The following is a 15,656-nucleotide window of genomic DNA, read 5'->3' on the forward strand; positions in this document are numbered from 1 at the left end:
GGTGGGAATGTCTTATTTTTTATGGAAAAAAATAGACCATGCAGTCGTATTTTGAAAGCATCTAACGAAGCATAAAGGACTTTGAAGCCCGCCAGAATGGAGTCTCTCAGGTATTCCACTTCTGTGTTACATCGATTTAAAAGGCAACAACCATTTCTACATCAATGTGCCTTGAATTGAAAAACCTGAGAGACTCTGAACTGACTAGATATTTAATGAGATTGGTATAACATCGTCCAATTTAAAAGGGAGCATAAGATCATAACAAAACAGGACCGTCAAATAGATTGTTTGCAAAAATCTTGGTTGTTCAAAAAACGTTCTCGCTCACCCCTAGACTAGGGGTGATATTCACAAAAGCTGCACTGATTCCAACTGCAGCCATTACTAACTTGCAGTATTAACGACTTCCCTTCAGAGGGCGGGCGAAAGACTGGCTCAATATAATTAAGCATGGAGATACCCATATCGATAAGAATATAAGTCCGTCTTGCTGATACCTTGCACTTTTTTCATACTCAACCTGTGTAAAAAACTATCATTCAAAAGTATTATTGTTATAGTATCCAGTTAACAATATATAAACAATTTAAAAGACTTAGGTGAAAGGATTATGACTCAAGTTCGTACCAAATAAATAATCGCCGTAATTAAGGATGTGCTTCACCACGACGAATATTGGGATTTAACCACAGCAGATCAAAAACTCACATTATATGACTTACATCGCTATGGTTATCGATTATTATTTGTTCGCCATATGCTTAAAGGGCCTGTTGCCGTCATTTGTCAGCAAGACGATATCGCAGCGATATATTCCGACGGCGAAGTTGATTTACGCCCTAAGATTCCCCTTAGAGAGCCCCATTAAAAGCTTTAACCGCGGTTGCTATTCAATCTAGGCCATAAACCTGCTAACAGAGTAAGCAGGCTTATGGTTTGCGAGTTAATTTATAAACCGCTTCATTGAGCCAAGGAACGTTCTTATTCACAAATCTCTGGTTGTCAGCCAACACATCAACGCACTCAAGTAATTCAACAGTAAAATAAGACGTTAAGTAAGTGTCAATCCAATTGGGGCTGACAGCAAATGGTGGTCCATTTAAGGCTTCTTGAGGATAATCTAAAGTGATTAATAATCCGCTCACATTAATCGGTATTAGTGCGGCTAAAGCATGCACATACTGTTGGCGCATTTCTTCTGGCCACGCAATTAATGCCGCGCGATCATAAAAACCACTAATAGAGGATGTTAAACTTGGAGGTAACGTAAAGATATCGCCTTGATATAAAGTCACTTGATCGGTGGAAAAAACGGCATGTTCATCGATGTCATTCACATGATAAACGAGATCATTATCCGTAAAGAAATGTTCTACTGCTATCGCGTTTAATTCACAACCGAGCACCCCATGACCTTGCTCGGCCAGATAGAACATATCCAGCGATTTACCACATAAAGGAACAAACACCTCACTCTTTTCTGTTAACTCTAACAGCGACCAGTATTTTACTAAAAAAGGGTTTACTTGATTTTGATGAAAACCGATTTGTTGTAATTGCCATTTTTTATGCCAAAAGCTGGGTTCCATATTCTTCTTCTTCAGTCAATTTGCTATTGAGATGCAAGCTACTTTAAAGACTAAAAAAATGGATGCAACCTCCCATTATCATTTGCTAATAAACAAACTAGGCTTTCCCATCTAGGGTCAATTGTACCTGCCTTAACCAACGACAGTTTTCACATTGACATTTGCGGCGTGACATATGGTGCGGGCTTAAATTAGAGTCAATAAAATCAACCGCAATGAGCAACTGCTGTTTTAGTTGTTCAATCGACTTCATCTCAAGAGCGACCATTTCATCATTATGATTAATCCACAAACATTCTTCACCTTGATGGCAAGTGATGCACTGTTCATCACTTTGATTAAAAAACACAGCGTGAGGACAATGAGTCACTTCCATTGATTGTAATATTCGCTGGCGCGGGAACTTAAACAGCTGAATTAATTCAGCTTTACTAATATTCGGCATAATAACCTCTCGCAAAGAACGTTAAACTATAGTACCGACTGTTGCGCCATTTTGATTTGATATAGGTCAAGGTTTACATGTGAGTTTTTTTTGGATAGGAAGTGGCTATTTGGAAATGAAAATCATTGATAAATGGAATAGCTAATATTTTTGCAATAAAGCAAGGTGATTTCCAACCCAAGAACCCAGACACTTTTTTGGAGTCTATTGTTTTATATAAGAAACGCTTGCTGCAATACGGTTAATCAAGGTTTAATGAACTTAACAGTCAACGGAGGCTTACCTTTGCAAACACCGCAACTCCAACACTTTTATATCAACGAAGAACAGTCTATTTATCTGTTAAGCGCTAATGATGCTCGTAAGCACAAAGCCTGGGTCCGCCTGTGTAAGCAACAGTTAAGTAAACTAGGCTACCAACACATTGAATTTATTGGGAAAGGAGCCTATGGTTTTGTGTTTGCGGGGATTAACCAATTTAACCAATCACATGTATTTAAGTTTTCAAGGGTTAATTTACCCCAAAATGTCCAAGACAGATTAGAAGAAGAAGCTTATATGCTCAGCCAAGTTAAACACCCTAACATACCTGGGGCGATTAAATTTGAACGGGTTGGTAAACAAGGTATTTTAGTGATGGAGCGGGCTCAAGGTGAAGACCTCGATAAAATTTGCCAACGATTAGGGGCATTACCCGCAGTGATGATTGTCAGTATTGCGAGACAGCTGGCGAATATTCTATATTACCTTCGCAAAGGTAAACCTTTGGTGCACGGCGATATTAAACCATCTAATTTAGTTTATGATATTGAATCTGACAAGTTGTCCTTAATCGATTGGGGATCGGCAGTGTTTGCTCAACGAGATGAACACAACCGTGCAGTTGATGACAATGTCATGTCATTATTATCAAGCGATCAGCAGCACACTAATGCGCGCATGGGTGATGTGTATTTTATTGGTGAAGAACAACTGAGTGGTGCCCTATCAACACCGAGATTTGACGAACAAGGCGCTGCAGCAACGTTGTATGCACTCGCATCGGGTCAAATTAGCCGCTTTGGCACCAAAGTCATTCCGGCCACCAGCATCGGTTTACCTATTGAGCTGGCAAAAACACTCGATGCGATGCTCAGTGATGATGCTGAACGCCGTAATCTTGCTGGTGATTATTTTCTTAAAAGCCTCCGCCATAGCCATCGGATGCATTTACCCATATTATCAACACCACCGTTAACCCCCTACATTCCGGTATGGTCTCAGCCGCGGTCTAAAACTGTCGAAACCGTAAGTTACAGTTCACGTAAATCGTTTTTAAAAGAACACAACATTCAAGATCCCATCGCCAAAATGGATGATGTGCAGTTAGAAAAGTATTACCGTAATTTTATGGTAGGTATGGCTGATACCGAGAAAGGTTTTATTGCCGCAGTAGGGCGTCTGGCGCAATACCCTATCGTCGGCGGTTTGGTGATCCACTGGCAAGAGTCTGGCGTGTTTATAGATTCAAACTTAGCGATTTACGATCCAGACAGTAAAGCACCTTTAACATTAGCAGTTAATAATATGGTAACAATGGCGCGAGGAATTAAACGAATTGGGGTATTTAAAGCCTGCTTCTTTAATGCCAAAGACACTTTGCACCTCGAACGAAAAAGTACAGAACACGAGTATAAAATAACCGGTGAGTTACAACTTCCATTTGAAGTAGGTAATGTACCGACCTTAGAAGATAAGTCTAGGCTGCATTCGTACTTTGAAGATGGTAAAGACCCAGAAGAAAATTTAGAGCTCCCAGCAGAAATTATGACCGAGTTAGGGTGGTTAAACCAAATCCATCACACAGGTTGTATTATTTTTGAAGCTTTACCCAACCATTTAAAGATTCACAGTTATTTGCGTTTATTAAACCCACGAAAACAGGCTGCATTTCGATCCTGTTTGGATCGCATTATTGCTCACGCAAATAAAATTCAAGGCCATGGCATTTCAGGTTTTATGAAATTGCCCTACAAAAATACCCGTCACTTTAGCCAAATTGATCGTAAAGAAGATTATTTCTACCCTAAAAATCCTAAAGCCATTAATAATGAATCAACTTAAAAGAAGATAAAAGGCGCTCAAAACGCGCAAAGCATAATAGCAAGGATACAAAATAATACGCGACCGACTCAGCCGAGTATTATTAATGTAAGTCGTCGTCAGGTCTCAAGATAAAAACAAACCATATACCTTGCAAACTGTTTTGAATGAACTTGCAATACCGTTACTCAATAGGTCATATTTATATTGGTGACCCTGGTGGCATTTTAATTGGCTTACTGATTAATCTATAGGTTGCATCATCGATTCCTTTGGTAATACCTTGGAACAACCAATCATAATGCGCCGACTGATAATCACTACCACGATTACTACGGCGCTTAAGTTGCTTAATAATATAATCAACCCTTGCCGCTAACTGCGCTTTCACTTCGGGCGCGGTTTCAGGATTATGGTAAGCAGCTAACAGACCATCAACCACCACGGTATTCACACGCATTTGTAACGCAAGCCCTTGACCGCTGGGTAAATCTTGATACAAAGTCGCGCCTGCAAGTTTATCGATTAATTTAACCACCGACAGTTGCTGACTGTCTTCCATGTAAGCCTGACTGACACGATTTAACCGTTCGGGCGTTAATAATTGCGACACAATATGACGGCTCATCACCTCACCCATTGCCACAGAATCACTAATAACTCCTAAATTTGACCCAAAACTCTCACGGGTTTTGCGATAATTTCCCGCCTTAGGCACTAATGCTTGTAAAACATTATTCGGCACTAATAAGCTTTTCGTTTGTAAACTCGCTAACAATGCATCTAGGGCTTCAAATTGCATTTTAGGGCGAACATAATTCCAACGTACACCTGCGCCAATCTGTTGGTAATTGTAATCAGTCCCACCAATCCACTTCGCAGCGGCAGTAATTTGATAGCGAGTAAGTAGATATATTGGCACAAACACATCGGCTAATTCGCCATTTGGTTCACCCACTAACAGCGCATCAGAATTAAAGTCGTCAATCGCCTTACGACGCACTATTTCTAAGCGCAATAACTCTTCAACAGCATCGTTACCTCTATCCCATAAACTGGCATATGCATTACTGGCACTTGCACTACGCGAGTCAGCTTCACCTATATATCGAAACCCTTCACTTAACGTCGACGCTAACAGTGCCTCTGTTTGTGTAGGCTCACCATAACCATACGCTATAGTGTATTTATCCCATTCACCAATTCCTTCGCGATAAGGATTGCTAATATCAATATAATCGCCTTCAATACTGGCGTAAGGATGCGGATAATCCATCACTGAGGCATTATCAAGGGTCGATGCCGCAAAGTTATGGTCAAGCCCTAATGTGTGACCAACCTCATGTGCCGCTAATTGGCGAATACGTGCAAGCGACAATTCCATAGCGGCATTATCTGCAGCTATTCTATCTGGCCAGCCCGCTGTAAGCCCTCTAGCAATAAGATGATCTTGACGCACTCTTAGGCTACCAAGAGTGACATTACCTTTAATAATCTCACCCGTACGCGGATCGGTTACTGCCGCGCCGTATGACCAGCCTCTGGTCGCGCGATGGACCCATTGGATCATGTTATAACGCATGTCTTGCGGATCGGCTCCTTCTGGTAATAACTCAACCTTAAAGCCATCAATAAAACCAGCATCCGTAAAAGCACTCTCCCACCAACGTGCGCCTTCTAACAATGCACTTCGGATAGGCTCTGGCACACCAGGGTCAAGATAATACACAATTGGCTTTATCACTTTGCTGGGCGCATCACCAGGCGTAACTTTTTCTAAGCGATGGCGTAGCAAATGGCGTTGAGTATGGGGTTGATCAACCGCGGTAGAGTAATCAATGAACTGATCGGACAGATAACCGCTCATCGGATGATAATGGCGAGCTTGGTAACCAGCATCTGGAAGCTGCACAAATGAATAACGCACTCGAACAGACAACAATTTACCGTCTGGAGTCACTTCAGCAACTTTTTCACCGGCTTTGCTCGCTTTAAATGTTAAATTAACATCCACATCAGCATTACGTTCAAAGGATTTTATTCCTTGCGGTAAAATCACAGAGCGGCTGCTATCTAAGGTATATTGGCCCTGCTTTCTCGCACTCAATACATCGGACACGCCATGTAAATCATTAATCACAAGATCATTAATAGAAACTAGCGCCGTTTTACCTTCAACTAATTTGCCTCGCCATAAAATAGACTCAGCAAAAGCCTGCGTTACGGCTTGACGTTCGGCTAAGTTTTCACTGGAGGCGCGATACTGAGTATTAAGCTGCTTTAACACAACATAAGGACCATGTTGTTCAAATTGCACCATTCGGGTTTGGCCTAGCTGACCACGGTCTAACCCAATATCATTTGAACCAACACCGTGAGGTAAACTGGTCAGTAACAGAAAAGGTTGATTGAGTTTATTTGCTTGTAGATAAAGCTCTGCGGATTTGGCATCGTAAAATAAATTGATAAAACCTTTGGCAGCTTCAGCATTTTTAATTATTTTTTTGCCTGAGTCACTCGCGGCCATCACAGCGGTAGAAGAAAGTAATGTTGCAGGCGTAACAGCCAGCAACAATGCCAATGAAATACTACGGCAAACCATAATGAATCTCCCTGTCGTTTATATCCTATCTTCAATAAATACTAATCGTCTTTATGATTATTCTTGTAATTGATCCAATGAGATAAGGTTTCAAATAATTCAGCAAGCACAATCGGCTTCGTAATATGTGCATTCATGCCTGCTGCTAAACTTTTTTCTTTATCGCCCGACATCGCGTGTGCTGTCATGGCAATAATAGGCATTTGTTCTTTGTTGTAACGTTTGCGTAATTCTACGGTTGCGGTTAATCCATCCATGACAGGCATTTGAATATCCATTAATACTGCATCAAACGGTTTAGAATCAATAATGTCTAATGCGACTTGACCATTATCGGCTATCACGACTTCGTAACCAGCGCTTTTCAACAGTTCGGACGCAACCTGTTGATTAATAAAATTATCCTCAACCAACAATATCAAACCTGACTCGTGACTTGGTTCTTCTTCAGCTGTAGCAGGCATCGCATTCAATTTAGGCTCTTTAGCAAAGGCATTAATTATTTCGTCAAATAACGCCGAGGCTTTAAATGGTTTTTGCAGCACTGCATAAACAGATTTTCTTTGCAGTTCATGATCTAATGGTTCTGCTGAATAGGCGGTCATTAAAATAATAATCGGCCTTTTTGTTAAGCTGCCGTCTTCAACCATGTCATCAATTGCTTTGATAACGTCACTGCCGTTCATTTCAGGCATCATCCAGTCTAACAGCAATAAATCAACTGGCTTTTTACGTAACATATCGAGTGCTTTTGGACCACTATCAGCCGTGTTAACCCCAAAGCTAAAGTCTTTCATCAAGGTTGAATAAATCTGTAGTGCACTTGGATTGTCATCGACAACCAAGGTAGTAAGATTATTTAACTGCTCTGGGACCACTAATGGCTCAACAACTTGCTCTTCGGCAATTTCAAAACTAATGGTAAAGCTGAACGTACTACCCGAGCCTAACTCAGACTCAACTTGCATCGTGCCACCCATCATAGACACTAAATGCTTGCTAATAGATAAACCTAACCCTGTACCACCATATTTACGCGTTGTAGAGCCATCAGCTTGTGAAAATGCATCAAACAACTTTGCTTGATGATCTTGGCTAATACCAATACCAGTATCACGGATCCAGAACTTCAGCGTAATGCGATCATCGCGTTCACCAACATCTTCACAACCCAGTTCAACTTCACCATTTTGGGTAAACTTAACGGCGTTGGACAATAAGTTAACTAACACTTGCCCTAAACGTAGCGGATCGCCATTTAAAATTAGCCCTGCGGTCACGGGAGCATAAAGTAGCAGTTCTACTCCTTTCTCCTGAGCTTTAATCGCATTGATATCAATAACATGATCGAGCACTTTATCTAGTGGAAATGCAACAAGCTCTAGCTCTAATTTACCGGCTTCAATTTTCGAGAAATCTAAAATATCATTTATTATTCGAAGTAATGACTGAGCCGAAAATCCTGCTTTACTAAGATAGTCTTGCTGCTGCAAGGTTAAGTTAGTCCGCTGTGCGAGCTGTAACATTCCAATAATGGCATTCATCGGAGTACGAATTTCATGACTCATATTGGCCAAAAATTCACTTTTATACATGTTGGCGAGTTCTGCATCTTGCTTTGCTTCCAGCAAGGCGACTTCATTACTTTTCTGACGAGTAATATCTTTATGAGTACCAAGGATCCGCTTACTGCAACCATCAGCAGAGAATTCAACCGCTCGACCACGGGATAACACCCAATAATACTGGCCATTTTTACCGCGCATTCTAAACTCAATTTCATAAGTACCAACTGGGTCTTTAACATATTGAGAACGGTATTCTTGCACGCGATCGCGATCATCAGGATGATATAAAGCATCAATTGATTCCAATAACGGTGGAAACTCATTCGCTTGATAACCCAACATAGAATAAAAAGCAGGGTTACAAATAATTTGTTCAGAATCAATATACCAATCCCACAAACCATCTTCTACCGCATCCATAGCAAGGTGATACCGTTGTTCAGATAAGCGTAATTGTTCTGCGGCATCGTACTCTCGAGTGATATCTCGCCACACCGAAATCAAACCGAGTAACTCACCTCGACGATTGTAAAATGGCAATTTAAACGTATCGAGTAATACGGGTTTTCCTTCAATATTGACTCGCTCTTGATAACGCAAAGAGTGCTGTTGAGTCAGCACTTTTTTGTCTTCCTCACCAATGCGCTCGCCTTGTTCAGGGCTCACCACTTCTGATGATGTTAAACCGATAATTTCGTTTTCGTTGTAACCTAACATTCTTTCAGCAGACTTATTACAACCTAAATATTTACCTTCTTTATCTTTAAATACAATCGCTTCAGGGATTGAGTCAATCAATGAACGTAACAACGCAAACTCTCGCTCACGCCTTTCAGTAGTTTCACGTAATCGTTGAGTACGTCTAGCGACTAAATTGTCCAGACGTTTATTTTGTTCGGCTAAATGGTGAGTATACTGCCGATTTTCTTCAAAAATACGACTCACTAACGCAAACCATGGCTCCCAACCCCGAGTGATAACCTCCGGAGGGCGGATCGGCTCTTGAGAACATGCCTCTAAATGAGTCAACAAGCGCGAAGCAGGGCTTACAAATGCACGGCGAGTTTGCCAATGCACAATAGTAACTAGCAGTGACAAAGCTAATACCACAAGTAAAAAACTCAGCTGTAGTTTGTCCCACGAATCTTTAAATAAATCATCTTCAGCTTGTAAGTACAATAGTCGCCACGGCGCATTATGGAGGGCAACACTGTGAATATAATAGCCGTTGCGCAAAATGCCTTCATGGGCATCAAATAATTCAGATTCAGATAATGCATGTAATTCAGCTGGTATGCGCTGACTGATGTGATAAACCTTGTTCATCTCATTGGAGTCAAAATCACTGTGAGATAAAATATTATTTTGCTGGTCAAGCAAGATTACCGTACCAGGCATTTTAAAATAGGTACGAATTTGCTTATCCAAAGACGACAACGTCATGTCTAAATTAATCGCACCAATAAACTCATCTTCTAAATACACGGGTAAACCAAGGGTGGTAATTAACCCTTGATGGGCCGAATCAATATACGCCTCACTCCAAAACACACTTCGTTGCGGGTTCATTGACGGCGTCGCTAATTGAAATTGTTTTTTATTGAGTAATTCATCCCTAAAACGCAAATCGTTATCTTCCCAAGGATAAAACGACATCATGCGACGCTTGGAAATATAATAAATTGATGATGCTTTAGGAGCCGCTTCTTTTGCGACAGGAAAAGATAATGACAGCTCAAACAACATTTCGAGCTCTTGATAAAAACTCTCGCTACGATCGCTTAATGAACCTGCCCCCGTAATACGTCCCATATTGGTAAATGGCATTCCACTTTGGGCATAATTAGGTTCAAGTGTAAAATATTGGCCATCTTCATTAAATTTTTCGTATTCAGGTAATCTGTCTTTACGTACAAATTCACCTAAGCGCAAATGGTCAACTGCCACATCTCGTAAACTTTTAACGGCTCGGATGCTAGACTCAAGCAATAAGTCAATTTGCAAAACATGACGTGCAACTTGTTCTTCTCGCTGTTGGATTTGTTGCTCTTTTTGGCGCTCGAACATCATTCCAGCCAACAACAAAGCCACCACAACCACACCGATATAGGTGTAAAACACCGCACGGTTATAATTGCGTTGAATCGGAGATTTTAGTTGTAAATCTGGCTCAGTCAGTTTCATTAACACCCTTGATGCAGCCTAAAGAAGACGCGCGGTCAAACAAATAACACCTAAAAACGGCAGTAGTCACAGTAATGGCCATGATATCAGGAAGATAACCTCAAGCACACGTATTAATGCCCCCTAACACTCAGGTCCTACCTGCAAAAAATCAGAACAAAAAAGATTAAAACTCATTTTAGTCAATGATGAATAAATAAGGTTACATAATGTAACCTTATTTATGTAACGAGATATATGCGCCTTAAATTATAGGACCAGCCTTACAGCTTAAGTGCTACAAGTGTTCTTCAGCAAACTCGGCCAATCTGGAGCGTACCACGCCATTGAGATAAATATTGGCACTTCCTTCAAAGTCTTTAAAACGCTCTACCATATAAGTTAACCCAGAAGTAACGGCGGTTAAGTAAGTTGAGTCAATTTGCGCTAAGTTACCACTGCAAATCAACTTAGTGCCTTCACCCATACGAGTGATCATCGTTTTTATTTGTGACGCGGTTAAGTTCTGGCATTCATCCAAAATCACTACCGAGTTTTGAATCGAACGGCCACGCATAAAGTTAATCGACTTAAACTGGATATTTGCTTTTTCCATAATGTAATTAACACTGCCAGAGGGATTAACATCATTTTTGTGCAGCACTTCAAGCGTGTCGGTAATCGCAGCCAGCCAAGGGGTCATCTTCTCCTCTTCTGTGCCAGGTAAGAAACCAATCGACTCAGCGATTTCTGGGGTATTTCGGGTGACAATTATTTTGTCATATAACTTGCGTTCAACCACCAATTCTAATGCTGCAGCCATCGCCAAAAGTGTCTTACCGCAGCCCGCAGGACCAGTTAAAATAATCAGTTCAATGTCAGGATCTAACAAAGCATCCAGCGCCATACCTTGATAGATGTTTTTAGGCTTAACGCCCCAAGCTTCATGATGCAATAAACGATCTCGGCCACGATCGATCATCTCTAAATGTCGATCCGTTTTACGTACAACCCGACCACAAAAGTCTGAACTATCATCAATTAAATACTGATTAAGATAGATGTTTTCATTACCAAGATGCGCCAATGGCACTTGGTGTACGGTATGCCGGCCTTTACGGTCCGTAGAGACTTTATCGACATTTTGCCAAAAATCCCCCGGAAATTGATAAAAGCCTTTAGCCAAAAAGCGTACATCATCAATCAATTGATCCGTACGGTAATCTTCTACCCGCTCAATCCCCGCCCCCTTCGCCTTAAGGCGCATATTGATGTCTTTAGTGACTAACACAACGGTGCGAGGATAATGGATTTTTTGTAAATGCAGTGCAGTATTAATAATGCGATTATCATTATTGTCACCTGGCAGTGAACCAATAATAAACTCTATTTGATGGTCGGGGAAAATAGATAAGTGACCAGAGACTTCAGCGTGTTCTTCTCGGGAGGGAAGTGCAACGCCTTTTAAGATTTGCTCAGGGGTCGTTTGGCCACCAAGAATGTCTTCTAATGCGCGAATTGCCACACGCGCATCGCGGCTCACATCTCGCTTTCTGTCCTTAATACTATCGAGTTCTTCTAATACAGTCATGGGAATAATTACGTCATGTTCTTTAAACGAATATATCGCTAAAGGTTCATGCAGTAACACGTTGGTATCCAGTACAAACAACTTTCTGTCGTTTTGTTCCATGGCGCCTCCAGAGTGCTCTCAATGAATTAATATCAGTATCTCTTAGTTAAACGTGTAACATTAAAGGGATAATTAAAGACTCTATTGAAAACAGACCATTGTTACTCACAATGTTCACCCTAATAAAATATGGCATATCTCGAACAGAATTCAATATCTTCCTAATATCCTTTGTTTCACACTATGACGTCTATGTGACACTGACATGTCAATATGATGTAAAAATGACCATATAAACGATAAATCAATGCTAGAATTTCAATCTGGATGGGATTGGTTTAACATACGCCCCCTTTTTTGTTTCACGCAATAAATGAGAGTAAAAGATGCCGTTTGCCTTAGGTCAACGCTGGATAAGTGATACCGAATCAGAACTCGGATTAGGAACAGTCGTTCAAATTGAAGGGCGCATGGTTACGCTGCTATTTCCTGCCACTGGAGAAAACCGGATGTTTTCCCGCAGTGAAGCTCCCTTAACCCGGGTAATTTTTAACCCTGGTGACACCGTCGAAAGTGGCGAAGGTTGGAGTATCACCATTGAAGAGCTTGAAGAAAAAAATCAGCTGGTGATTTATCATGGTATTCACAGTGAAACTCAAGAAAAAGTGAGTCTTCGTGAAACTATGTTGAACCATAATATTCGCTTTAATAAACCACAAGATCGTTTATTTGCAGGTCAAATTGACCGTTTAGAGCGTTTCGGTGTGCGTTATCAATGTCAATTATTGCGTCACAAATTAGCCACTTCTGACTTACTCGGCCAACAAGGTCCACGTGTAGGCTTAATTGCACACCAACAATGGATTGCACACGAAGTCGGCCGTCGTTATGCGCCGCGAGTATTACTGGCCGATGAAGTTGGTTTAGGCAAAACCATTGAAGCGGGCTTGATTATTCACCAGCAATTACTCACAGGACGTGCTGAACGAATTTTAGTTATTGTACCTGATACTCTTCGCCACCAATGGCTGGTTGAAATGCTGCGCCGCTTTAATTTACGTTTTTCGGTATTCGACGAAGACCGTTGCGTTGAAGCATATGCCGATAATGACAACCCCTTTTACACTGAACAATTGATCATTTGCTCACTTGAATTACTGCGTAAGAAAAAACGCCTTGAACAAGCCATTGATGCCGATTGGGATTTAATGGTTGTCGACGAAGCACATCATTTAGAATGGTCTGAAGATGCGCCAAGTCGTGCTTATAAAATCGTTGAAGCGTTGAGTGAAGTCGTTCCAGGGGTGTTATTATTAACAGCTACACCAGATCAACTTGGGCATCAAAGCCACTTTGCTCGTTTACGTTTACTCGATCCCGATCGTTTCTATGATTACGATGCTTTTTTAGCTGAAGAAGCAAGCTACAAAGATGTTGCAGAAGCCGCAGAAGCATTAAGCCAAGACAAAAAGCTCCCCGACAATGCCATTAATAGTTTAACCGAGTTGCTTAGTGAAAAAGACATAGAACCAAGTATTCGCTTGATCCAGTCAAAAGATGTTGATGCCGAAGCACAACAGGCTGCACGCCAAGAATTACTCCAAGAACTACTCGACCGACATGGTACTGGCCGCGTGCTGTACCGAAATAGCCGCGCATCAGTAAAAGGCTTCCCTAAGCGTTTCTTTAATACTTACCCACAAGAAATGCCAGAGCAATATGTTACCGCTGAACGCGTTAACGCCATGATGGGCAGCGCTAAACAACCACAAGCAAAAGCCGCACAAGCATTAAGCCCAGAAAAACTGTATCAAGCCTTTGAAAACGATAGTGCCAGTTGGTGGAAGTTTGATCCGAGGGTTGACTGGTTAATTGATTTTTTAAAGTCACATCGCAGTAAAAAAGTGCTCATTATTGCTAGCCAAGCAGAAACCGCCTTAAGCCTTGAAGAAGCACTGCGCACCCGAGAAGGCATTCAAGCAACAGTATTTCACGAAGGCATGTCAATTATCGAGCGCGACAAAGCTGGAGCTTACTTCGCCCAAGAAGAAGGCGGAGCACAGGCATTAATTTGCTCTGAAATTGGCTCTGAAGGGCGTAACTTCCAGTTTGCGAGCCATTTGGTACTGTTTGATTTACCACTCAACCCTGACTTATTAGAACAGCGTATTGGCCGTTTAGATCGTATTGGTCAGCAAAATGACATCCAGATTCATTTGCCATATTTGCGCAGTACAGCACAAGAGAGGTTAATGCGTTGGTATCACGAAGGTCTAAATGCATTTGAACTCACTTGCCCTAGTGGTCATGTATTGTTCAACGAGTTTGCCGACGAGCTGATTAATGTACTTTGCGACGATAACGATGATGTGATGACTCAATTATTGAATCACACCCAGCATCGTTATAGAGAACTAAAACAAGCAATGGAACAAGGCAGAGACAAACTGCTTGAAATTAACTCTCATGGTGGAGAACGTGCTAATGCGCTAATTCAACGGTTAACAGACAGCGACAATGACACTCAGCTCGTGGGTTCGGTCATTCGCTTATGGGACATCATTGGCGTAGATCAAGAAGACCGCGGCGAAAATTCCATTATTTTGCGTCCAAGTGAGCACATGATGTTTCCCACTTATCCAGGGTTACATGAAGACGGTGTTACAGTCACGTTCGATCGAAATACCGCATTATCGCGCGACGACATCGCGTTTATTTCGCAGGAGCATCCACTTGTCCAAACCGGATTAGATTTAATTACCGGTTCAGAAACAGGTACCACAAGTGTGGCTATTCTTAAAAATAAAGCACTGCCTGCTGGAACTTTATTTTTGGAATTAATTTACATGGCCGATGCATCGGCCCCAAAATCAACCCAGTTATACCGTTATTTACCTCCTACACCCATCCGTGTGTTATTGGATAAAAATGGTTTAAATATGGCCGATAAAGTAGATTATGCCAATTTTGATAAACAACTCAGTGCCGTTAATCGTCATATAGCGAGTAAATTAGTCAATGCATCGCAACCCATACTGCACCCATTATTTGCTAAAGGTGAAGACCACGCTAAGCAAGTGCTTGCCGAATTAGTTAATGACGCACGCACTAAGATGACCCAACAATTAACCAGCGAGCTAGAAAGACTTGAAGCGCTAAAAGCCGTTAACCCTAATATTCGTGAAGACGAGCTAGAATATATTCGTAATCAAATCGTCGAATTAACGGGCTACATGGACAACAGTCAATTACAGCTTGATGCTATTCGCATGGTGCTTGTTAGCCATGTATAACACCTGACTAGCATAAACAATCTTGTATTCATTATGTGTTATACCAATCCTATTAAATATGTGATCTTTCAGCGGGGGTTCAAAGTGCTGTAGGCAAGGCAGATGATTGAAGCGAATAGTGATTCTATTTTGAAAGCATCTAACGAAGCACAAAGGACTTTGAAACCCGCCAGAATGGAGTCTCTCAGGTATTCCACTTCTGTGTTACATCGATTTAAAAGGGAACAACCATTTCTACATCAATGTGCCTTGAATTGAAAAACCTGAGAGACTCTGAA

8 protein-coding genes and 1 pseudogene are annotated in these 15,656 nt (G+C 41.3%); 3 read left to right on the plus strand and 6 right to left on the minus strand.

The annotated features are described in order from the left end of the window. Nucleotides 1-344: 344 nt before the first annotated feature. A pseudogene (locus tag ACWXWT_RS16210) lies at nt 345-455 on the minus strand (oxidase); the annotation flags it as partial. 203 nt (nt 456-658) lie between these two features. Here ACWXWT_RS16210 and ACWXWT_RS16215 point away from each other — a divergent pair. Beyond that, on the plus strand, nt 659-871 hold the full coding sequence (locus tag ACWXWT_RS16215; RefSeq protein WP_456042615.1) for a hypothetical protein: 213 nt from the start codon (nt 659-661) through the stop codon (nt 869-871). Between the two features lie 61 nt (nt 872-932). On the opposite strand, the gene ACWXWT_RS16220 is transcribed toward ACWXWT_RS16215, so the two are convergent. Continuing rightward, the gene (locus tag ACWXWT_RS16220; RefSeq protein ID WP_456042616.1) at nt 933-1,592 is read right to left on the minus strand and encodes a thiopurine S-methyltransferase; all 660 of its coding nucleotides are present in this window, start codon (nt 1,590-1,592) and stop codon (nt 933-935) included. Between the two features lie 97 nt (nt 1,593-1,689). Continuing rightward, nucleotides 1,690-2,037, minus strand: coding sequence for a hypothetical protein (locus ACWXWT_RS16225; protein WP_456042617.1), 348 nt, complete (start codon nt 2,035-2,037; stop codon nt 1,690-1,692). A 285-nt stretch (nt 2,038-2,322) separates the two neighbouring features. Here ACWXWT_RS16225 and ACWXWT_RS16230 point away from each other — a divergent pair, with 285 nt between their 5' ends. Then, nucleotides 2,323-4,140 (plus strand): protein kinase domain-containing protein, encoded by a 1,818-nt coding sequence (locus ACWXWT_RS16230; RefSeq protein ID WP_456042622.1) that lies wholly within the window; start codon nt 2,323-2,325, stop codon nt 4,138-4,140. A 181-nt stretch (nt 4,141-4,321) separates the two neighbouring features. Here the strand turns inward: ACWXWT_RS16230 and ACWXWT_RS16235 are convergent, their stop codons facing one another. The 3 genes from ACWXWT_RS16235 to ACWXWT_RS16245 form a co-directional block, all read right to left on the minus strand. Continuing rightward, complete coding sequence (locus ACWXWT_RS16235) at nt 4,322-6,721, minus strand: zinc-dependent metalloprotease (protein WP_456042618.1); 2,400 nt, start codon at nt 6,719-6,721, stop codon at nt 4,322-4,324. Nucleotides 6,722-6,762: 41 nt separating this feature from the next. Then, on the minus strand, nt 6,763-10,473 hold the full coding sequence (locus ACWXWT_RS16240) for a response regulator (protein WP_456042619.1): 3,711 nt from the start codon (nt 10,471-10,473) through the stop codon (nt 6,763-6,765). Nucleotides 10,474-10,750: 277 nt separating this feature from the next. Beyond that, entirely contained in the window at nt 10,751-12,145 is a 1,395-nt protein-coding gene (locus ACWXWT_RS16245; RefSeq protein ID WP_456042620.1) for a PhoH family protein, read from the minus strand. Nucleotides 12,146-12,471: 326 nt separating this feature from the next. Here ACWXWT_RS16245 and rapA point away from each other — a divergent pair, with 326 nt between their 5' ends. Beyond that, nucleotides 12,472-15,378, plus strand: coding sequence for an RNA polymerase-associated protein RapA (gene rapA, locus ACWXWT_RS16250; protein WP_456042621.1), 2,907 nt, complete (start codon nt 12,472-12,474; stop codon nt 15,376-15,378). Nucleotides 15,379-15,656: the final 278 nt, after the last annotated feature.

The organism is Shewanella sp. A22 (genome assembly GCF_053850585.1).

Bases quoted from the DNA above. Each gene is read 5' to 3' on its own strand.
- ACWXWT_RS16225 (WP_456042617.1), bottom strand. From the start codon at position 2,037: ATGCCGAATATTAGTAAAGCTGAATTAATTCAGCTGTTTAAGTTCCCG.
- ACWXWT_RS16235 (WP_456042618.1), bottom strand. From the start codon at position 6,721: ATGGTTTGCCGTAGTATTTCATTGGCATTGTTGCTGGCTGTTACGCCT.
- ACWXWT_RS16245 (WP_456042620.1), bottom strand. From the start codon at position 12,145: ATGGAACAAAACGACAGAAAGTTGTTTGTACTGGATACCAACGTGTTA.
- rapA (WP_456042621.1), top strand. From the start codon at position 12,472: ATGCCGTTTGCCTTAGGTCAACGCTGGATAAGTGATACCGAATCAGAA.
- ACWXWT_RS16220 (WP_456042616.1), bottom strand. From the start codon at position 1,592: ATGGAACCCAGCTTTTGGCATAAAAAATGGCAATTACAACAAATCGGT.
- ACWXWT_RS16240 (WP_456042619.1), bottom strand. From the start codon at position 10,473: ATGAAACTGACTGAGCCAGATTTACAACTAAAATCTCCGATTCAACGC.